This window comes from Zobellia galactanivorans (genome assembly GCF_000973105.1).
Taxonomy (GTDB): domain Bacteria; phylum Bacteroidota; class Bacteroidia; order Flavobacteriales; family Flavobacteriaceae; genus Zobellia; species Zobellia galactanivorans.
Window position 1 is genome coordinate 677,599 of sequence record NC_015844.1, and the last position, 20,399, is coordinate 697,997.

General features: G+C 44.1%; 17 protein-coding genes and 1 pseudogene. 12 read left to right on the forward strand and 6 right to left on the reverse strand.

Translation table 11 applies throughout. From position 1 onward, the window contains the following. The first annotated feature begins 2 nt into the window (after positions 1-2). The 9 genes from ZOBGAL_RS02510 to ZOBGAL_RS02550 all read left to right on the forward strand — a co-directional run bounded on the left by ZOBGAL_RS02510 (position 3) and on the right by ZOBGAL_RS02550 (position 10,619). Positions 3-743: a DUF4129 domain-containing protein gene (locus tag ZOBGAL_RS02510; protein ID WP_013991924.1), complete on the forward strand. Its 741-nt coding sequence runs from the start codon at positions 3-5 to the stop codon at positions 741-743. Beyond that, entirely contained in the window at positions 736-1,959 is a 1,224-nt protein-coding gene (locus ZOBGAL_RS02515; protein WP_013991925.1) for a DUF4350 domain-containing protein, read from the forward strand. Before ZOBGAL_RS02510 ends, ZOBGAL_RS02515 begins: the two co-directional genes overlap by 8 nt. Then, positions 1,937-2,935 (forward strand): AAA family ATPase, encoded by a 999-nt coding sequence (locus ZOBGAL_RS02520; protein WP_013991926.1) that lies wholly within the window; start codon positions 1,937-1,939, stop codon positions 2,933-2,935. The genes ZOBGAL_RS02515 and ZOBGAL_RS02520 overlap by 23 nt, the downstream gene beginning before the upstream one ends. Positions 2,936-2,937: 2 nt before the next feature. Beyond that, positions 2,938-4,269, forward strand: coding sequence for a DUF58 domain-containing protein (locus tag ZOBGAL_RS02525; RefSeq protein WP_013991927.1), 1,332 nt, complete (start codon positions 2,938-2,940; stop codon positions 4,267-4,269). A 295-nt stretch (positions 4,270-4,564) separates the two neighbouring features. Further along, the gene (locus ZOBGAL_RS02530; protein WP_013991929.1) at positions 4,565-5,098 is read left to right on the forward strand and encodes a hypothetical protein; all 534 of its coding nucleotides are present in this window, start codon (positions 4,565-4,567) and stop codon (positions 5,096-5,098) included. Positions 5,099-5,242: 144 nt separating this feature from the next. After that, positions 5,243-6,262: a DUF3500 domain-containing protein gene (locus ZOBGAL_RS02535; protein WP_013991930.1), complete on the forward strand. Its 1,020-nt coding sequence runs from the start codon at positions 5,243-5,245 to the stop codon at positions 6,260-6,262. Between the two features lie 25 nt (positions 6,263-6,287). Then, entirely contained in the window at positions 6,288-6,803 is a 516-nt protein-coding gene (locus ZOBGAL_RS02540) for a DinB family protein (RefSeq protein ID WP_013991931.1), read from the forward strand. A gap of 102 nt (positions 6,804-6,905) precedes the next feature. Next, positions 6,906-7,130 (forward strand): putative signal transducing protein, encoded by a 225-nt coding sequence (locus ZOBGAL_RS02545; protein WP_013991932.1) that lies wholly within the window; start codon positions 6,906-6,908, stop codon positions 7,128-7,130. A gap of 78 nt (positions 7,131-7,208) precedes the next feature. Continuing rightward, positions 7,209-10,619, forward strand: a complete 3,411-nt coding sequence (locus ZOBGAL_RS02550) for a HEAT repeat domain-containing protein (RefSeq protein ID WP_013991933.1) — start codon at positions 7,209-7,211, stop codon at positions 10,617-10,619. 69 nt (positions 10,620-10,688) lie between these two features. Here the strand turns inward: ZOBGAL_RS02550 and ZOBGAL_RS02555 are convergent, their stop codons facing one another. Together ZOBGAL_RS02555 and mnmA are read right to left on the reverse strand one after the other, a co-directional pair. Beyond that, entirely contained in the window at positions 10,689-11,630 is a 942-nt protein-coding gene (locus ZOBGAL_RS02555) for an NAD(P)H-dependent flavin oxidoreductase (protein WP_013991934.1), read from the reverse strand. Between the two features lie 24 nt (positions 11,631-11,654). Beyond that, complete coding sequence (gene mnmA / locus ZOBGAL_RS02560) at positions 11,655-12,845, reverse strand: tRNA 2-thiouridine(34) synthase MnmA (protein WP_046287302.1); 1,191 nt, start codon at positions 12,843-12,845, stop codon at positions 11,655-11,657. A 228-nt stretch (positions 12,846-13,073) separates the two neighbouring features. Here mnmA and ZOBGAL_RS02565 point away from each other — a divergent pair, with 228 nt between their 5' ends. Beyond that, positions 13,074-14,444, forward strand: coding sequence for a fasciclin domain-containing protein (locus ZOBGAL_RS02565; RefSeq protein ID WP_013991936.1), 1,371 nt, complete (start codon positions 13,074-13,076; stop codon positions 14,442-14,444). A gap of 363 nt (positions 14,445-14,807) precedes the next feature. On the opposite strand, the gene yidC is transcribed toward ZOBGAL_RS02565, so the two are convergent. The 3 genes from yidC to ZOBGAL_RS02580 form a co-directional block, all read right to left on the reverse strand. Beyond that, positions 14,808-16,658, reverse strand: a complete 1,851-nt coding sequence (gene yidC, locus ZOBGAL_RS02570; protein WP_013991937.1) for a membrane protein insertase YidC — start codon at positions 16,656-16,658, stop codon at positions 14,808-14,810. A 128-nt stretch (positions 16,659-16,786) separates the two neighbouring features. Beyond that, the gene (locus tag ZOBGAL_RS02575; RefSeq protein ID WP_013991938.1) at positions 16,787-18,403 is read right to left on the reverse strand and encodes a CTP synthase; all 1,617 of its coding nucleotides are present in this window, start codon (positions 18,401-18,403) and stop codon (positions 16,787-16,789) included. 58 nt (positions 18,404-18,461) lie between these two features. Beyond that, positions 18,462-18,695 carry a DUF3820 family protein gene (locus ZOBGAL_RS02580; RefSeq protein ID WP_046287303.1) on the reverse strand — a complete coding sequence of 78 codons (234 nt, stop codon included), beginning with the start codon at positions 18,693-18,695 and terminating at the stop codon, positions 18,462-18,464. Here ZOBGAL_RS02580 and ZOBGAL_RS23995 point away from each other — a divergent pair. Together ZOBGAL_RS23995 and ZOBGAL_RS02585 are read left to right on the forward strand one after the other, a co-directional pair. Beyond that, positions 18,682-18,735 (forward strand): annotated as a pseudogene (locus ZOBGAL_RS23995) (hypothetical protein); the annotation flags it as partial. The gene ZOBGAL_RS02580 and the pseudogene ZOBGAL_RS23995 overlap by 14 nt on opposite strands. Positions 18,736-18,744: 9 nt before the next feature. After that, the gene (locus ZOBGAL_RS02585) at positions 18,745-19,614 is read left to right on the forward strand and encodes a hydroxypyruvate isomerase family protein (protein WP_013991940.1); all 870 of its coding nucleotides are present in this window, start codon (positions 18,745-18,747) and stop codon (positions 19,612-19,614) included. Positions 19,615-19,648: 34 nt separating this feature from the next. Here the strand turns inward: ZOBGAL_RS02585 and ZOBGAL_RS02590 are convergent, their stop codons facing one another. Next, positions 19,649-20,395 (reverse strand): LytR/AlgR family response regulator transcription factor, encoded by a 747-nt coding sequence (locus tag ZOBGAL_RS02590; protein ID WP_013991941.1) that lies wholly within the window; start codon positions 20,393-20,395, stop codon positions 19,649-19,651. Positions 20,396-20,399 lie beyond the last annotated feature (4 nt).

The window sequence follows — 20,399 nt, forward strand, 5'->3', positions numbered from 1 at the left end:
ATATGCCAAAAACGTTTTTCTTTTTTTGTTTTGCCCTGTGTTGTTCCATGGCCTTTGCCACACCGCAGGACTCACTGAAGATTTCGTACGACTCCGAGCCACTGAAGGTCAAAAAAATCAGTGATGCCGATTTGCTTCCTTACCAAAATGACAAGGCGTTCAATTACGAAACCTTTGAAGCCGAAGCCACTTGGTGGGACGATTTTAAAAGTTGGCTCGGTAATCTAATGCTTCGAACACTAGAGCTTATCTTCGGCGTTGGAAAAGCCTCGGGCATTCTGGCGGGACTCATACGGCTTGCTCCCTATTTACTTTTAGGCCTATTGATCTATATTCTGATACGTTTTTTTCTTAACATCAATGCAAGGGCCCTTCAAGAGGCCCAAAAAAACCAATCCCTGGTTTCGATTTCCGAAGAGGAACATATCATTAAAAACGAGAACATCCACGACCTTATACAACAGGCCCTCTCAAAAAATGATTTTCGACTGGCGGTGCGCTATTCCTACCTACACCTGCTCAAATTGATGAGCGAAAAAGAACTGATTGCCTGGGAACCCCAGAAAACCAATGACGACTACCTACGGGAAATATCAAAATCAGACCTCAAAGATCCGTTCACCCATATCACCCGTTTGTACAATTTTACATGGTATGGTGATTTCCCCATAGACGAAACAGGATACCAAAGGGCAAGGCAAACATTTTTATCCATAGAAAAATCGGTACAAAAAAATGGATAAAAAAGGCCTTAAATACATCATTATTGCCGTTGGCACCTTGGTACTGCTGATGCTTTTCCAATACAACCGGCCTAAAGAGATAAACTGGAGCGACTCCTATGTAGCCAAGCACAAAATACCCTACGGCACCTATGTCTTGAACGATGTGATGCAAGGTCTTTTCCAAGATCGGATACAGCAGGTAAACCTATCGCCCTTTGAGTTTCTATCGACGAACAAAGAAGCTTCGGGCACCTACTTTTTCGTAAACAACTCCGTCAATTTTGGCGATACCGAACTCTTCGCCCTTTTAGATTGGACCACCCATGGGAATACCCTTTTCATTGCTTCGGAAAATTTTGAGCAGACACTTTTAGACACCCTCAACCTTAATACGGCAAGCCTTTTTAATGAGTTTGGGAATATACGTTCATATCGGCACAAACTGGTCAACCCCAATCTAAAACCAGAAAACGCATATCCCTTTAAAAAAGACGATTACGCCACCTATTTCGATGCGTACAAAAACGAAATCACAACCGTCTTAGGTACGGTTTCCAACGAGAACAATACCGAAACCCCGGGCTTCGGCAACGTCATCAAAATAGCTTATGGCAAAGGAGAAATCGTGCTCAGCACATTCCCCAAAGCCTTTACCAATTATTTTATCTTAAAGGACGACAACAAACAGTATACGGCGGGCCTACTCTCTTACCTAGACGACACCCGTACCATTTACATAGACAACCATCATAAAGCCGGAAAAGGGGTCTACACGTCTCCCATGCACGTTTTTTTGAGCACCAAGGAATTTAAATGGGCCTATTATCTCGTATTGATAGGAGTCGTCATGTACGTATTTTTTGAAGGAAAGCGCAAACAAAGGGCCATACCCATCGTCACCCCCCTCAAAAACCAAACCCTGGCCTTTACCCGCACCATCGCCGACATGTATTTTGAAAAAGGGGAACGAAAACAAATTGCACAACATAAGATCGTCCATTTTTTAGAATACCTTCGGTCACATTTTTATCTGAATACTGCGGAAAGGACAGACGATTTCTTTAAAAACTTGGCCTCACGAAGCCACCATACCCAAGATGAGATCGCTTCGCTTTTTTCGCTTATAGATCAGGTGGAAGCCAAAGCGAACCTGACCGACACCGAATTACAACAATTGAATACGGCTATAGAAAAATTCAAAAACAAAGCACATGGAAGAAACGCACGACCCTAACGAAGAACTCCACTTCAACAACCGAATTCCGTTAGACGAACTGAAAAACGCTGTTGAACAAATAAAAAAAGAACTCTCAAAAGTCATTATCGGACAAGATAATTTTATAGAACTTTTGATCGTATCACTTTTGGTAGACGGCCACGTCCTTATAGAAGGGGTGCCCGGGATTGCCAAGACGGTTACGGCCAAACTCTTTGCCAAAACCCTGAAAACCGATTTTAGCCGGATCCAGTTTACCCCTGACCTAATGCCCAGTGACATTCTCGGCACCTCCATTTTCAATGTAAAACAGTCGGAATTCGAATACAAAAAAGGTCCTATATTTTCAAATATCGTTTTGATCGACGAAATCAACCGTGCCCCTGCCAAAACCCAAGCCGCCATGTTCGAGACCATGGAGGAAAGACAGATTACCATGGACGGCCAGACCTATAAAATGGATCGGCCCTTTATGGTATTGGCCACCCAAAACCCCATTGAACAAGAAGGCACCTATGCCCTTCCCGAAGCACAACTAGACCGATTTCTGTTTAAAATAAAGGTAGATTATCCTTCTCTGGAAGAAGAGGTCTTGATCATTAAGAGCCACCATGAACGAAAAGGAGCCATAGCCAAAGAAACAATCAATGGTGTAGTGAGCCCCGATGAACTGAACGAATACAAAAACAAGATCCAAGAGGTTATCGTTGAGGAAAAGGTTATCAAATATATTGCGGACATTATCACCAAAACGAGAAACCACCCCCATTTATATTTAGGCGGCTCGCCTAGGGCGTCGATTGCCACTTTAAATGCGGCCAAGGCCTTTGCCGCGATCAATGGAAGGGATTTTGTAACACCAGAAGATGTCAAAAAAGCACTTGTACCCGTACTCAACCACCGGGTCATTCTAACGCCTGAACGCGAAATGGAAGGCATGACCACCGAAAGCGTGGTACAAATGATAACCGAGTCGGTGGAAATCCCGAGGTAAATATGCAGTTTTTAAGATCGCTCTACATACATAACGTTTTCTTTCGGTATATCGCCCTACTTGCCGCCTGCTTTATCATGAGCTATTGGCTTCCCGTACTTTACCCCATTGCCTGGCTTTTGACCATGCTATTGGCAGCCCTACTGCTCTTTGACCTGTACCTGCTCTACTCCGTCCCCAAAGCTATCCGGGGCCTGCGGACACTTCCCAAAAAGCTATCGAACAGCGACGAAAACCCCATCACCATACAATTTGAAAACCTCTACCCTTTCACCTCCTACCTATCTATCATAGACGAGCTTCCGATACAGTTCCAAAAACGTGATTTTGAATACCGAACACAATTAAAAAAAGGTGAAAAACGAGAACACCGATACACTGTACGCCCCGTTGAACGCGGCGAATATGTGTTCGGCCACCTGAACATCTATGCTTCTTCCCCACTTAGGATCATCAAACGAAGATTCGTATTTCAAAATGATCAAATGGTGCCGGTCTATCCCAGCATCATTCAGATGCAGCAGTACGATTTCTTGGCCATGAACAACCGCCTCACGGAAGTGGGACTCAAAAAGATACGTCGGATCGGGCACACCCAAGAATTTGAGCAAATCAAGGAATACGTTCTAGGTGACGATTACAGGACCGTAAACTGGAAGGCCACCGCCAAAAACAACCAGTTGATGGTCAATCAATACCAAGATGAACGTTCACAACCTATCTATTCCGTTATTGACACCGGACGTGTCATGAAAATGCCCTTTAACGGCCTAAAACTCTTAGATTATGCCATCAACTCCGCTTTGGCCTTTTCAAATGTTGCCCTAAAACGAAACGACAAAACGGGCATGATCACTTTTTCAAAGAAAATAGAATCCTTTGTTCCGGCAATTCAGAAAATTACCCACCTCAACACTATACTTGAAAAGCTTTACCACATCAATACCGAATTTACCGATGCCGATTACGGCATGCTGTATGCCCATATAAAACGCAATGTCAACCAACGCAGTTTACTGCTCTTGTACACCAACTTTGAACACATATCCGCCCTGAAAAGGCAACTTCCCTTTTTAGTGGCCATTGCCAAAAAACACCTTCTTGTGGTCATATTTTTTGAGAACACCGAACTGGAAGAACTCATATCAAAAGAGGCAGAAGACCTTCAGGGCATCTACCATAAAACCATTGCCGAAAAATTCTCGCTCGAAAAACGACTGATGCAAAAAGAACTTCAAAAATACGGAATACAGACTATTCTTACGCGACCTGAAAAGCTTACCGTCAACACTATTAACACCTATTTAGAGATTAAGGCACGCGGACTTCTATAAAACTTAAGGTTTTCAATTAAATTGATTTTACAAATAAATTTTTCATAAGATTTCAACAGTTTATCCCCAAAAATTCTGTTGATAACTTTTTGGAGGAAAAACAGCAATTTGTCAACCCTTATTCTGCTTATATATCATCGACAAAATGCACACCTAATAACCTTAGTTTATACCTCTAGACGAAATACCACGGCAAAAATTATAGTATTATTCTGTAAATTGCACCCCCCCCCCCACGGTATGCGGAATACCACAGAGAAAAACTATACGACGAACCAAACCTACTAGAACAGGAATGAAAGAAACACTTCCACGATTTGCGAAATCATCAAAGAACATCGTAAATTTTTCAGATAAAAAACCAAAGTATAGGTTTCGTCTTGTCGATTTCAAAAACAAAGATTACAAAACCGATCTTTTATTATGTCAGACCCAATGCAATTTAGAAATCCTACCTAAAGGGGTTATGATAGTAGGGAATTTTGATGGCAACGACAACATCATCCCCTTGCTGAAAGACGAAATACGCTCAATTAGCTTGATCAGAGGAAAGGAAACCATTGATACATTCTGCTTATCGCCCATGCATATTTTACTCAAATTGGGCATCCCTAGTAGCATCTCGCGCTATTTTAAAGTATACCCATCGGAACACAAGATTACGGAGACCCAGGTCGTCATCAAATGTGATGAATACCAACTAAAGCTGATAACCAGCGGTAACGACTACGGTAAGCTACTCCGAATTTTCAAAAAGGCGGGATATACAGACGAATTAAACCTTGTTCAAAAACCGACATTAAGTCTTTTGAACTACAATCTTTATTAGTTTTCTACTATTTTAACAGCTTTTCAATATTGGCTTTCTTCACAAAAAGCACACTATAGCAAGTTTTAGGTCGAGTCTGTCCGCCAATTCAATTGAGTTCCCTAAATTTAGGGGATACCAGCACCTTTTAGCCAGACAAAAACCATGACCGTCAAACAAAACCTAGTATCGCTGCTTGCCCTGGTTGCTTTTCAAATAGGACAAGCCCAAGAACTACATACGCTAGCGGAAACCTTTCTTCTTTCATTGACCGATGAACTACGCCAAGAAGCCCAGTTCAAACTAAGCGATGACGAACGTTTCAATTTCAACTATATACCCCTAGAAAGAAAAGGCCCCACCTTCAAAGACTTTGACCCGGTTCAAAAAGAGGCCGCCCTGGCCTTGTTAAAAACATCGCTAAGTAAGGAAGGCTTACGTAAAACCTCTGAGATCATGGCCCTTGAAGACGTTTTGGCCGTCATCGAAAAGAAGCAACTCACTATGCCCGATGGATCCCCGATGCGGGATGCCCTTAACTACCATTTTTGCATTTTCGGAAACCCCACAGCCAAGGACTTTTGGGGCTGGCGTTTTGAAGGACATCACCTATCGTTGAACTTTGTAGCTTCCAAAGGAACCATCCTGTCGGCCACACCTTCCTTTATGGGCTCCAATCCGGGCATCGTGCCGCACGGAAAATCCAAGGGAAAACAAGTGCTTCAAAAGGAGACCGAAATGGGGTTTTCATTTGTTCACTCCTTATCAGAACAACAACTTGCCCAAGCCCTGTTTTCCGAAAAGGCACCCTACGAAATAATCACCGGTAACCAAAGAACCGTATCTCAACCAGAGCCTAGCGGAATTTCGTTCACCGATTTATCCAAAGCGCAAAAAAACCTCTTCCTAAACCTATTGGACCTCTATTTGGGCAACTACGAAGCCAAGTTTTCAAAATCGCTAAAGTCCAAAATTGAAGAGGCCGGCATCAACACGCTTTCCTTTAGCTGGGCCGGAAGCCTAAAACCCGGAAAAGGACACTATTACCGTATTTACGGACCAACCATACTTATAGAATACGACAATACCCAAAACAATGCCAACCATGTGCACACCGTAGTCCGCGACCTGACCAATGATTTCGGCCAAGATATTTTAAAACGGCACTACGAGCACAGCCATTAAACCTCGGATCCTAAATTTTGAGAAGATGCAAAACCCAAAACCTGAAGTCTGGCTTCGCGGCCCTATTCCGGAAATACCCGCACTACTACAACCCGCGGCACACGCCCTGTTACAATCTTGCGAGGAAATAGAACGCTACCTGATCGATTTCCCACAAGACAAATTATGGACCAAAGTTGCCGGTCGCGCTTCGGTAGGTTTTCATTTGCAGCACATTACCGGTGTACTCGACCGTATGATGAGCTATGCCCGGGCCGAAAGCTTATCGGAAGAGCAGTTTAGCTATCTCTCCAAAGAAGGCCAAGCCGACGAAGGACGTACTGTCACACAACTGGTTTCCGCTTTTCAGGAGAAGACCCAAGAGGCCCTATCTTTGTTTAAGACCTTAGACGAGGATACCTTAAGGGAAGTGCGTTCGGTAGGAAGAAAAAAGCTTCCTTCAACGACCCTAGGCCTGTTATTTCACGCCGCCGAACACAGCCAACGCCATGTCGGTCAGTTACTGGTAACAAAAAGCGTCCTTATTCCCCCTAAACACTAGACTCCTGCTTTTATCATGTTTCATATGACTAAAAATTAACGTTTTAAGGGGAGTCAAATTTGGAATAACACCATAACTTCATATTGTTATAAAAACAATGCTATGAACACGAATGATGTTAAAATCTACTCCGGAAACCGTTTTACGGCACAATTAATTGAAGGAAAATTGAATGAAGTCGGTATAGTGCCGATCATCAAGGACGAATCGAAATCCGCCCGTTTGGCAGGGTTCGCGGCCAATATGGATGGCGCGCTAGAGCTCTACGTCCGCGAAGACGAAAAAGAACAGGCCATGCGTATTGCCAAAACCGTATCGGCAGAGTAAAAAAACGGGGCAACATTGCTTTCTGTATTCATTATTCCCTATTTTTATCGGCTCCATACCAATGAATACATAACAACAATGACAATCAACACCAAACTCCCCCAATTCGTCGCGTTCGCGCTTCTTTTTACCTTATTCTGTTCCTGCGAATCCACACCGAAAAAACCAAAGGAAACGCCCTTGGTAATCGTTGAAGATTCACTTACCGAAGTAAGCCGGGCAAAACAGATCAGGGAAAGCATTAACCCCCAAATAGCAGAGGGACTCGAATTGAGCCTATGGGCTTCCGATTCTCTCGCTCCCGACCCCATTGCCATGCAAATTGACGATGAGGGCAGAGTTTACCTCACCCGTACCAATCGACAAAAAAACTCGGAATTCGATATCCGGGGACACCAAGATTGGATGACCGCTTCAATTTCATTGCAGTCGGTAGAGGATCGTCGCAAGTTTTTACACGAAACCTTCGCCCCTGAAAAAAGTGAGGAGAACGAATGGTTTCCAGACCTTAACGAAGATGGCAGCCATGACTGGAAAGATCTTGCTGTTGAAAAAGACGAAGTATGGATGCTGGAAGACAGCAACAATAACGGTATCGCCGATAGGTCTACCCGAATATTGGAAGATTTTAACGAGGAGATTACCGATGTTGCCGGAGCACTTTTAGTACGCGACAACGATGTCTTTGTAGGAGTAGGGCCCGATATGTGGCGCTTGACCGATACGAATGACGATTTGATCCTTGACGAAAAAACCTCCCTTGCCCACGGTTTCGCCGTTCATATAGGTTTTGCCGCCCATGGTATGTCAGGGGCCATTGAAGGCCCCGACGGCAAGATTTACTGGGGCATAGGTGATATTGGCGCCAACCTTACCACTGCCGACGGCCAAAAGTTCAAATACCCGAACCAAGGTGTTATTGTACGCTGCAACCCTGACGGAAGTAATTTTGAGGTATTCGCCAGGGGATTGAGAAACACCCACGAATTTGTATTCGATGCCTACGGAAATATTATCTCCTCCGATAACGATGGCGACCACGCCGGTGAAAGCGAACGCCTTGTACACCTCGTGGAAGGTTCCGATTCGGGATGGCGCTCCAACTGGCAATACGGCAAGTATACCGACCCCAAGAACAACGGATATAAGGTTTGGATGGACGAAAAGCTATTCACTCCCCGCTGGGAAGGACAAGCGGCATACATTGTTCCCCCTATACAGAATTTCCACAACGGACCTACGGGTATGACCTATAACCCAGGTACCGCCCTAGGTAAAGATTGGCTGAACAAGTTCTTTTTGGTCGAATTTGTGGGCAACCCGGATCGTTCCAATATCTGGGCCTTTGACCTAAAACCCAAAGGAGCCAGTTTTGAACTCAATACCGATAAAAGTATCTTGAGCGGCGTTCTACCTACAGGAATCCAGTTTGGCCCCGATGGCGCCATGTACCTTGCGGACTGGATTACCGGATGGGGCACCAAAAATTATGGCCGGGTCTGGAAGCTCGATGTGAACGCTTCTAAAAACGACCTTGAAAAAGAACGTCAGGAGACCAAGCGCCTTATGACCCTCGACTACGAAGTCCAATCAATCGAAGAACTGGTCAAATTGCTTTCATACGGCGATATGCGCATCAGGAAAAAAGCCCAATTTCAATTGGCAAAGAACGGCGCAAAAGGATATAAGGCACTGAAACAGGTCGCTGCCGAAAGCCCCAATCAATTTGCCCGGATCCACGCAATTTGGGGCATTGGCCAAATGGCCGATACAAAAGCCGCCGAAGCCGAGCCCCTAGTCAACCTTTTATCCGATAAGGACCCTGAAATCATTGCCCAAGCCGCAAAAATTTTAGGTGATGTACGATATACGGGAGCTACTTCAAAATTAATCGGACTATTAAAGCATACCAACCCTAGGGTACAGTTCTTTGCCGCCCAAGCTTTGGGAAGAACAAAGGCCGACGCTGCCGTACAACCCTTGCTTGACCTTATTGTAACGAATAACGATGAAGATGTTTATTTGAGACATGCGGCCGTTCTGGCCCTATCCCGAATCGGAAAAACCGAATCCATCATCCCTTTGGCGCATAACCCGAACCGAAGCCTTAGAATTGCCGCCGTTCTCGTTTTACGCCGGCTCCAAGACCCCGCGGTCGCCCAATTCTTGAACGATGAGGACGAATACATTGTAACGGAAGCTGCGAGGGCCATTAACGACGACTGGTCTATTGAAGCGGCGCTTCCCGCCCTTGCGAATATGCTTACCGTAGAAAAGTTCAATTCAGAACCCTTAATGCGTAGGGCAATCAATGCCGCCCTTCGTGTTGGTGGTGAAAAGGAATTGGAAAACCTTATCGCCTTCGCCAAAGACAAGAATAGGTCGAACGTTTTAAGAGGTGAAGCCTTGGCTACGATTGGCACATGGGCAGAACCTTCGGTCCTTGACCGCGTAGACGGTCGCTTTCGAGGCGAAATCAAGAGAGACCCGAACAGCGTAAAGCAAAAGATAGAAAAAGACATTCCCGATTTTCTTGAAGATAGCGATACCGAAATACTTATCGGCATTACCAATACTTTGGCAAACCTAGGAATCGACACCCATAACGACGCCCTTTTCGCTATTATGAAAAAGGACAAATCACCAAAGGTCAGGTCTGAAATCTTAAAGGCCTTGGGCACATTGAACTACGAGAAAATTGAAACCACCATGCAATACGGCATGAAAGATGACGATAAAAATGTTCGCACCACGGCCATAAGCCTGATGACTAAAATGGATATCTCAAAAGAGAACTTACCGAACATCATCAATCCCATTTTCAAAAAGGGGTCGGTTCGCGAACAGCAGCAGCTATTGAGTGTTTTAGGAGAACTTCCCATCGAGAAGAGTGGTGATGTTTTAAAAGGATTGATACAAGAAGCCAGGGCTGACCGCCTTAAACAAAGTGTTATTCTCGACCTTATCGAGGCCGTTGAAGCCACTGGAAGCGAAACTTTAATCGCGGAACTAACACCACTCAAGGAAAACGGCAACTCTATTGACGCCTTTAAAGAAACCTTGGTCGGCGGCAATTATAGGGATGGCCGGAACGTATTCAACAAAAACCCTACCGCACAATGTACCCGATGTCACGCTATTGGCAGTGCCGGTGGCGACGTAGGGCCTTCCCTTGAAAACATAGGAAACATTCTAAGCAGGGAGCAAATCTTAGAAGCACTTATTGAACCAAGTGCACGATTGGCCCCAGGATACGGTAGCGTTTCCCTGACCTTAAAAGACGGACAAAAAATTAGCGGCATTCTCGAAGCCGAAACCGATGAGGAAATTACTTTGAGAACATCGGAAGCCGAACCTTTGGACATCCCTATATCACGTATAGCCAAACGTGAAAACATGCCATCGGCCATGCCGCCTATGGGCCGATTGATATCGAAAAGGGAATTGCGAAACTTGATAGAGTACCTTGCCAATCTCAAACAAGGTTAAAGACCAACAAAAAAATCCCTCCGGTTCTGGAGGGATTTTTTTTGTTCTTATTTTTCGATACGGTTTTTATTAAAGGAAAGACACCCCCTGTTTGGCCTTTTCAAATTCCGACATCAAGTCACTTACAATGCGGGCCGCCGGTTTAATATCGTGAATAAGCGAAGCCACTTGGCCTATCTCGAGCTCCCCTTCTTCCAAATCACCTTCAAAGATGCCCCTTTTGGCACGCGCCCTTCCCAGGAGTTCCCTTAGATCTTCCTTTGTAGCCCCATTGGCGTAAGCCTGCTCTACATCTTTATAAAACTTGTTCTTTATAAGCCGTACCGGGGCCAATTCCTTCAAGGTAAGCTGGGTATCGCCCTCGCCGGCCTCCACTACTTTTTGCTTGAACAACAAATGGGATGAAGCTTCATCACTGGCAACAAACCTACTCCCTACTTGTACCCCATCGGCACCCAAGACCATAGTAGCGAGCATGGCCGCACCCGTAGCTATTCCACCGGCGGCAATGATAGGGATGTCTATTTTTTCCTTTACCGCCGGAATCAAGGTCAAGGTAGTCGTCTCATCGCGACCATTATGCCCCCCGGCCTCAAAACCTTCGGCCACAATAGCGTCTACACCGGCTTCTTGGGCCTTTAGGGCGAACTTTAGGCTACTGACCACATGTACTACCGTAATTCCTTTTTCTTTTAAGTAGGATGTCCATGTTTTCGGGTTTCCGGCCGAAGTAAAAACAATTTTTACCCCAAGTTCAACGATAATATCCATCAATCGCCCCAAATCAGGATAGAGCATCGGTACATTGACACCAAAAGGCTTATCGCTTGCCTTTTGACATTTTTCTATATGATCCCTTAATACTTCCGGATACATGCTACCGGCACCGATCAAGCCCAATCCACCGGCATTGGAAACGGCAGAAGCCAATCGCCAGCCGCTAGTCCATATCATTCCCGCCTGAACGATCGGGTATTTAATTCCGAAGAGTTCCGTAATTCTATTTTGCATCGATATAGTATTGAAAAATTTCCTTTATGAAATTACTCCCGACCCAATAAGTTCATCGCCTAGGTACCATGCCGCAAACTGACCTTCGGTAATTGCTGATTGCTTTTCCTCGAAATCTACATACAACCCTCCATCGACTTTATACAAGCTTGCTTTCTGCAAGGGTTGACGATATCGAATTCGGGCCATTACCTCAAGTGTTTCACCATCGTTCAGCGCCAAATCGGTACGCACCCAATGCAATTCTTCATCGGTTATAAAGAGGGTTTTTCTATACAGACCGGGGTGCGATTTACCCTGCCCCGTATAAATCACGTTTTCGTCCACATCGGTATCGATCACGAACAGGGGTTCTTTGGTTCCCCCAACATCAAGACCTTTACGCTGCCCCTTGGTGAAATAATGTGCCCCTTGATGTTCGCCTACCACCTTACCGTCTGAAACGCTGTATATAGGCTTTTCGGAATAAAAGGCTAGTTCCGCCTGTTTGCTTTCAAACTGGGGCCGTTCTTTTTGGTATTGGGAAACATCCGACGGCACTTCAACAATAACCCCTTTTTTAGGCTTCAATTTTTGTTGAAGAAATTCCGGCAAACGCACCTTTCCTATAAAACAAAGTCCTTGTGAATCTTTTTTATCGGCCGTAATCAAATTATTATCAGCCGCGATCTGTCGAACTTCCGGCTTGTTCAAATCCCCAATGGGAAACAAGGTTTTTGACAATTGCTCCTGGGAAAGCTGACACAGAAAATAGGACTGGTCTTTGTTCCCGTCGACACCTGCCAAAAGTTGGTAGGTTTCCGAACCATCTTCATTCTTAATGATTCCCTTTCTGCAATAGTGGCCCGTAGCTACGTAATCGGCCCCCAGTTGCAAAGCAATATCCATGAATACATCGAATTTTATTTCACGGTTGCAGAGCACATCAGGATTTGGGGTACGTCCTTTTTCATATTCCGCGAACATATAATCTACGATCCGTTCCTTATACTGAACGCTTAAATCTACGGTCTGAAAAGGTATCCCCAACTTTTCGGCCACGATCAAAGCATCGTTACTATCTTCCAACCACGGGCATTCTTCCGAAATAGTAACCGAATCATCGTGCCAATTCTTCATAAACAAGCCTATTACCTCATACCCCTGCTCTTTCAAGAGGTATGCCGTTACACTTGAATCCACCCCTCCCGAGAGGCCTACAACTACTTTTTTCATGATAATAAATAAGAGGACAAAATTAGTCAATAAACACGGATTCCACCTTTTCAAATCCAATTTTAGCATTCCCTTAAACTTAAAAGTGTTCAACTTTTATTCAATAAAGTTAAACAAAACTATATTTTTAGCTTAAATTGCATCAGATTTAACTTAAGGAAGTGGGTAAGGATGATACATAGGGTATTGTATTCTGTCCATTTAATATGAACATTTAATATATGTATTATGACTCTCAACAATTTTAAAAGCTTATTAGGCTTAGCCTTTACCGTAGTAATGTTCGTCTCTTGTAGCGACGATGACAACGCCCCCGTTGTTCCCATGGAACCCGAGACCGATATTGTAGATATCGCCATTACCGACCCCAATCTTTCTATTTTAGTGGAAGCCCTTGGCGAAGCCGATTTGGTTTCTACCCTCCAAGGAGATGGCCCCTTTACAGTTTTCGCCCCGACCGATGCGGCCTTTCAGGCTTTTTTGAGCGATAACAATTTCGCTTCGTTAGACGATATTCCCGAAGAAACCCTAAGACAGGTTCTTTTGAATCACGTAGTAAGTGGCAACGTAAAAGCCGCCGATTTAGAATCTACCTACTACACTTCCTCTTCTACCGCAGGGGTTGATGGTAAAAACCTCAGTCTCTACGTCAATATTGAAGATGGGGTGACCATTAATGGTTCATCAGTAACCACGGCCGACATTGAGGCCTCTAACGGAACCATACATATAGTAGACATGGTAATAGGCCTACCGAACATCGTAGACCATGCCACTTATAACGGTGCCTTTACGGACTTGGTTGCGGCATTGACGGCGGACAACAACACCGTGTTTACCGACCTATTAAGTGATACTGAGGAAAAGTTTACCGTATTCGCCCCGACCAACGATGCATTTACCGCATTTGAGAACCTGAACGAGAATGCTTTGAACGACATCCTTTCAAACCATGTTATTATGGGTGCGGCCCTTGCTGCCGGTGACTTAAGTAACAGCTATGCAAATACTGTAGCGGCAAATGAAGATGGAGATAATCTGAGCATTTATGTAAATACCGATGACGGCGTTGTATTGAACGGAACAAGCCAAGTAATCATCAGCGATGTAGTAACCACTAACGGTATTATACACGCAGTGGATATGGTAATCGATTTACCTACCATTGTTACTTTTGCCACTGCTGACAGTGAAAACTTCTCAACTTTAGTGAGCGTACTTACTGCCGAGGGACAACCCGATTTCGTAAGCATACTCAGCTCTACCACGGAAGATACGCCCTTTACCGTCTTTGCTCCGGTAAACAGTGCTTTTGCGGCACTAGCCGAAGTACCTGAGGGAGAAGATCTGACCGCGGTCTTAACACACCACGTCATAGCAGAGGCCAATATTGTTTCTGGGGATTTAAGTGACGGACTGGTTTCGCCAGCAACCCTACAAGGGGATGCCCTCACCTTTACCGCCGCCAATGATTCGTTTACCATAACGGACGGTGCCGGAAATTCAGGAATCAATATTGTCAAGGCCGATGTTCAAGCCATGAACGGTGTAATTCATGCCGTAGATACCGTTTTACTGCCCAGTACCACCGAAGAATAATATTCAATTATCCATTATAAGAGTAAAGCCGCTGAATTCAGCGGCTTTTTTTTGTTCGTATCCGTAGTTCAAATATCAGTTTACAACTAACGGTCTTTCAACTTTCCATTCTTAAACCCGTCAGATGAAGGACTTTAAAAAAGACTTTCTATCGATGATTTTGATTTTAAACAAATCAGACAACAAGCCCTACTGAGTTAGCATACAAAAACAGCCACTTGACAACTCTATTTTTTTTTAACTGCAGTTATGGCGCATCTTTGGAGTCCCAAATCTTACCAAACTAACTGAATGCTAAAAAAAACCCCGACAGAAATGTCAGGGTTTTTTGTTTTATAAATAAGCGGTACTGAAGTCAGTCGATTACTTCTTACCGGTTTTCTTTTGTTCTTCGGCCTGCTCCATCATTTCGCGCATTCTTCGCTGAAACTTGTTTTCCTTTTTAGGCTTCTTTTTGTTCTCTTGAATTTGCGCATGGATTTTCGCATCGTCCAAAATGAAATTCTTGATGACCAACATAATACCAATGGTAATCAAGTTCGAAACAAAGTAGTACAAACTCAATCCACTTGCATAGTTGTTAAAGAAGAACAACATCATAACCGGCATCAGATACATGATAAACTTCATGTTAGGCATACCTGGTTGTTGCGGCATGTTCTGACCTGTGGTCATCGTCATATAGAAGAATATGGCAATAGAGGCCAAAATCGGAAACAAACTAACGTGATCCCCATAAAACGGAATATGGAAAGGCAAATTGGCCACTACGTCATATGACGATAAATCGTCCGCCCATAAAAATGGTTTTTGACGCAAGGCGAAAGAGGTCGGGAAAAACATGAACAAGGCGTAAAAAATCGGCATTTGCAATAATGCGGGAATACAACCGCTCATCGGGCTTACACCTGCCTTACCATAAAGCTTCATGGTCTCTTGTTGCTTCTTCATGGCGTTATCTTTGTACTTCTCCCCTAGCTCTGCCAACTCGGGCTTCAACACCTTCATTTTTGCCTGTGACAAGTACGACTTGTAGGTTACGGGCGACATGGCCAACCGAACCAATATGGTCATCACCACAATGGCTACACCAAAGGGCAAGAAAGAGCTCAAGAACGAATAGAAGGGAGTGAACAGATATCGGTTCAACCACCCAAAAATACCCCATCCGAAAGGAATGGAATCATCAAGACCCAACTCTTTATATTGACTTAATACCTTTACGTCGGTAGGGCCGTAATACCAGAACATATTATGCGCCAGCTCGCCGGCGGTAAGCTCCAATGGCACGGTAGCACCGAACAATTTGGTGAACTGGGTGTCTTTGCTCTCTTCCTCCACTAAATTACGCGAAGTAAGGTCAGCTGTTTTAAAATTGTTTTTGGTGGCCAGGATCGAACTGAAGAAATGTTGGCGGTACGATATCCACTTTACATCTTCCTCCGTTTCCTCGTCGTCACTGGTAAGCGACAAGTAATCTATTTTTCCATCGTCGTGGTTATAGGTCAGCTCGGTGTACCTATTTTCGTATTCCACACTTTTACTGTGCCTGATACCTTTAAGTTTCCAGCTCAGCTCAACGGGCTTGCTACTGTCGATGATACCGTTCAGACCTTGTGAGCGAATGGTGAAATCAACGAGGTAGTCGCCTTTTTTCATTTCGTACCGGAATTCCAAGAACTGCGAAGGACCTGCCTTGGCCTTCATGGAGAGTACCTTATTACCGTTACTTTCGCTCAACGACGGTACAAAGTACAAATCCTTGGTGTTGAGTACGCGGTTATCAGTGGTAGTAAAATCAAGTCCGAAAGACGCGTTGCCTTCGTGTACCAAATAAACCGGAATAGAGTCGTACGTATGGTATTGCTTCATTCGGGCTTCGATGATCTGCCCCCCCTTATTACTGATTTTCAACGAAAGCAGTTCATTGTCCAGTTCAGTAACCTTATCGGAAGGGGTCGTATACCCGAATGCACCTATTTTACCCTGATAATTGGCAATAGCCGTAGAATCTTGAAGGTTGATTTCGGCCGGGGCATCTACCGCTACCGACTGAACGTCGTTTTCAACTTTCTCCACTACCTGTTCCTCTTGAGCTTTTTGGGCCTCGAGCTCTTCGGGAGTAGGCCTATTCTGATAAAACATAAATATCAGTATCCCAAAAATCAGCACAAAACCGATTATGGAATTGATGTCTACTTTCTTTTCTTCCATCTAATTAATTGTTTTTAGACTACCCACGATGGTTACATATTGAATCGCAGTGCCAAATACTAGGGTTTGGTCCAGTCAATTTGCAAATATATGTCCAAAACCGCATTTTATGCCATACTGGCATTGTTTTATTGCGTTTTATGCGCTAATGCTGCCTTTACAAAGCCAACGAAAAGCGGGTGCGGACTTGCGACCGTACTTTTATATTCAGGATGATATTGCACACCGATAAACCATGGATGCTCAGGTATTTCGACAATTTCCACCAAATTGGTCTTTTTGTTGATACCCGTAGCCTTAAGTCCCTTTGCCTCAAGTTGCGCCTTGTAATCACTATTAAATTCATAGCGGTGACGATGTCTTTCGGAGATACTTTCGGCACCGTTATATACCTTTTTGACCAAACTGCCCTCAAGAAGTTCACAGTCCCAGGCCCCTAATCTCATAGTACCGCCCTTATTGGTTACCGTTTTTTGCTCCTCCATTAAATTAATAACAGGATTTGGGGTGTTTTCGTCCATTTCGGTAGAATTGGCATCCTTAAGGCCCAAAACGTTGCGCGCATATTCAATGACCGCCATTTGCATACCCAAACAGATTCCCAAGAAAGGAATATTGTTCTCTCGGGCATGTTGTACCGCCTTGATCTTACCTTCTATACCCCGTTCACCAAAACCTGGTGCCACAAGAATACCGTCTAGGTCCTTTAATTTTTTCTGCAAACTTTTTTCGGAGAGGTGTTCCGAATGAATGGACTTAACGTTCACCCTAACCTCGTTCACTGCCCCTGCATGTATAAAAGCCTCTAAAATGGACTTATACGAATCTTGAAGTTCAACATACTTACCGATCAAACCGATATTGACTTCGTTTTTCGGATTTTTATGCTGCCCCAAAAACTCTTTCCATTGGGTAAGGTCCGGTTCTATATCGTCGCGCAGTGCCAGTTTCTTGAGTACTACGGTATCCAACCCCTCTTCTTGCATCAACAACGGAACGTCGTAAATGGTCGATGCATCAATGGATTGTATAACCGCTTCCCTTTTTACATTGCAAAAAAGCGCCAATTTATCTTTGATCTCATCTGAAATCTCGTGTTCGGTACGGCACACCAAAACATCGGCCTTGATACCGCTTTCCATCAAGGTTTTTACGGAGTGCTGTGTAGGCTTGGTCTTTAACTCACCGGCTGCGGAAAGATAGGGCACCAAGGTAAGATGTATAACAATGGCATTGCTATCTCCCAATTCCCACAACAACTGCCTTACCGATTCGATATAAGGCAATGATTCTATATCGCCCACGGTACCGCCTATTTCGGTAATGACAATATCGTATTCGCCACTATTGCCCAAAAGCTGTACACGTCGTTTGATTTCATTGGTAATATGGGGTACTACTTGAACGGTCTTGCCCAAAAATTCCCCCCTACGTTCTTTTTCGATCACACTCTGGTAGATCCTCCCCGTGGTAACGTTGTTGGCCTGAGACGTCTTCACGTTCAAGAAACGTTCGTAATGACCAAGGTCAAGATCGGTCTCGGCCCCATCATCCGTTACATAGCATTCGCCATGTTCGTATGGGTTCAAGGTTCCCGGATCAACATTGATATACGGGTCTAATTTTTGAATAGTGGTCTTGTAGCCACGAGCCTGTAGCAATTTGGCGAGCGATGCGGCTATAATACCTTTCCCTAGAGAAGAAGTAACACCTCCCGTAACGAAAATATACTTTGTCTGCGACATATTGGTGTTCTTTGTTACGGGGCACAAAGATATAAATTGCACCGTGAAATCATAGGTATTACCTAGGAAAATCTTTTTGAATCTTCCGAATTAACGGCTCTAGTCCATTAACCTTAATTTCCAGCATGGATTTTAACAGATTTCCCAATTTTCCTTCAGGAAATCCCTTTTGTTGATACCATATCAAATATGGCTCCGGAAGATTTACCAGATATCTGCCCTTAAACTTTCCGAAAGGCATCCTATAATGTGCCAATTCTAACAATTTTTCTCTATCGGGAGCTACATTCATTTTCAAAACTAAATATTTTATCTTTATTTTAGCGCAATAGCAAGAAATTATGAAACGACGAAAATTTATCGGTACATCGGCCGCTGCCTCAGTTGGACTGGTGGCCTGCAAAACTACAAATGCTATGGCTCCCGCAAGTGCTGAAAGTACAGAATTAAAAGGAAATATCAACCATAGCGTTTGCCGCTGGTGCTACAAGGGCATTCCCATGGAAGATTTTCTAAAAAGCCTGAATCAACTCGGTATAAAGGCTATGGACCTTACCGGACCTGAAGATTGGCCCTTGATGAAAAAATACGGTATTCACGCCTCTATGTGCTGGGGTGCCGGATTTGGTATTGAAAAAGGATGGAACGACCCTTCCCTTCATGCCGAACTTATTGCCGATTACTCCCAACATATTCCAAAAGTGGCCGAAGCCGGTTACACCAACTTGATCTGCTTTAGCGGAAACAGAAACGGCATGGACGACGCAGAAGGATTAAAGAACTGCGCGGAAGGACTAAAAAAAATAATGCCCATTGCCGAAAAGCACGGTGTAGTGCTACAAATGGAACTACTCAACTCTAAGGTAAACCACCCTGATTACATGTGCGATACCAGCGCATGGGGTGTTGAATTGTGCAAGGCCATCGGTTCGGAAAACTTTAAACTGCTTTATGACATCTACCATATGCAAATTATGGAAGGAGACATCATTCGCAATATTCAAGACTATCACCAATATTTCGGACACTACCACACTGGTGGAAATCCTGGCCGAAACGAAATCAACGATACGCAAGAGCTCTTTTATCCTGCCATCATGAAGGCTATTTTAGCAACCGGCTTCAAAGGCTATGTTGCCCAAGAATTTATACCGACCTGGGACGATAAAATCGCGGCCCTTAAAGAAGGCGTCACCATTTGTGACGTTTAAAAAATCGCTAAACCTTCCTTCGGGAAGGTTTTTTTTATCCCATTAATTTCTTCAAAAAGTCTTCTTTTCTGCGTACCGCCACCTCTATGTGCGAACCATCGTTCATAAGGGCATAGCCTCCTTTTCCCTTTACATACTTATCCACACAGCTTAAGTTGACCAGATGCGATTGGTGCGTTCTATAAAAATGGTGTTTTTCAAGAAGGGCTTCAAAATATTTTAGGGTCTTGGCCACGGTAAGTTTTCTATCGGCCTTTAAAAACAAGTGGGTATAATTCACATCTGATTGACAGCGGACAATATCGGTTATCGCGATCATTGAAAGTCCGTCTACCGTAGGCACGGCTATTTTTCGGAAATTACTGGCTTTTTGATTGTCAAGGTTATAAAATAGCACTTCCATTTTTTTAGAGATTTCCTGTAGGGAAATTTTCTCCCTTAGTTTCTCTAAGGCGACATGCAAATCGTCTTCCGCAATGGGCTTCAACAAATAATCGAGGGCGGAGAACTTAAAGGCCTCTAAGGCGTACGTATCGTATCCGGTGGTAAAAATGACCTCAAAATTCACATGGGGCAATTCTTGAAGTAGCTCAAATCCGGTCCTATCGTGCAATTGTACATCTAAGAATACCACTTGAGGGTTATGTTTTTTTATAGCTACCACCCCTTCATCAAAGGAAGAAACCATACTTTCCACCTGTATAGCGCCATGAGCACCCAACAATGAGAATAAGCGGTCTTGACAGTGCTTTTCGTCATCTATAATAATCGCTCTCAACATAAAA

Excerpts from the sequence above, each read along its gene's own strand:
- mnmA (WP_046287302.1), bottom strand. The coding sequence starts at position 12,845 with ATGAAAAAAGTAGTTGTAGGCCTCTCGGGAGGGGTGGATTCAAGTGTA.
- ZOBGAL_RS02525 (WP_013991927.1), top strand. The coding sequence starts at position 2,938 with ATGCAGTTTTTAAGATCGCTCTACATACATAACGTTTTCTTTCGGTAT.
- ZOBGAL_RS02550 (WP_013991933.1), top strand. The coding sequence starts at position 7,209 with ATGACAATCAACACCAAACTCCCCCAATTCGTCGCGTTCGCGCTTCTT.
- ZOBGAL_RS02555 (WP_013991934.1), bottom strand. The coding sequence starts at position 11,630 with ATGCAAAATAGAATTACGGAACTCTTCGGAATTAAATACCCGATCGTT.
- ZOBGAL_RS02580 (WP_046287303.1), bottom strand. The coding sequence starts at position 18,695 with ATGAATGTAGCTCCCGATAGAGAAAAATTGTTAGAATTGGCACATTAT.
- ZOBGAL_RS02585 (WP_013991940.1), top strand. The coding sequence starts at position 18,745 with ATGAAACGACGAAAATTTATCGGTACATCGGCCGCTGCCTCAGTTGGA.
- ZOBGAL_RS02535 (WP_013991930.1), top strand. The coding sequence starts at position 5,243 with ATGACCGTCAAACAAAACCTAGTATCGCTGCTTGCCCTGGTTGCTTTT.
- ZOBGAL_RS02575 (WP_013991938.1), bottom strand. The coding sequence starts at position 18,403 with ATGTCGCAGACAAAGTATATTTTCGTTACGGGAGGTGTTACTTCTTCT.
- ZOBGAL_RS02510 (WP_013991924.1), top strand. The coding sequence starts at position 3 with ATGCCAAAAACGTTTTTCTTTTTTTGTTTTGCCCTGTGTTGTTCCATG.
- ZOBGAL_RS02590 (WP_013991941.1), bottom strand. The coding sequence starts at position 20,395 with ATGTTGAGAGCGATTATTATAGATGACGAAAAGCACTGTCAAGACCGC.
- ZOBGAL_RS02515 (WP_013991925.1), top strand. The coding sequence starts at position 736 with ATGGATAAAAAAGGCCTTAAATACATCATTATTGCCGTTGGCACCTTG.
- ZOBGAL_RS02520 (WP_013991926.1), top strand. The coding sequence starts at position 1,937 with ATGGAAGAAACGCACGACCCTAACGAAGAACTCCACTTCAACAACCGA.
- ZOBGAL_RS02545 (WP_013991932.1), top strand. The coding sequence starts at position 6,906 with ATGAACACGAATGATGTTAAAATCTACTCCGGAAACCGTTTTACGGCA.
- ZOBGAL_RS02530 (WP_013991929.1), top strand. The coding sequence starts at position 4,565 with ATGAAAGAAACACTTCCACGATTTGCGAAATCATCAAAGAACATCGTA.
- ZOBGAL_RS02540 (WP_013991931.1), top strand. The coding sequence starts at position 6,288 with ATGCAAAACCCAAAACCTGAAGTCTGGCTTCGCGGCCCTATTCCGGAA.
- ZOBGAL_RS02565 (WP_013991936.1), top strand. The coding sequence starts at position 13,074 with ATGACTCTCAACAATTTTAAAAGCTTATTAGGCTTAGCCTTTACCGTA.
- yidC (WP_013991937.1), bottom strand. The coding sequence starts at position 16,658 with ATGGAAGAAAAGAAAGTAGACATCAATTCCATAATCGGTTTTGTGCTG.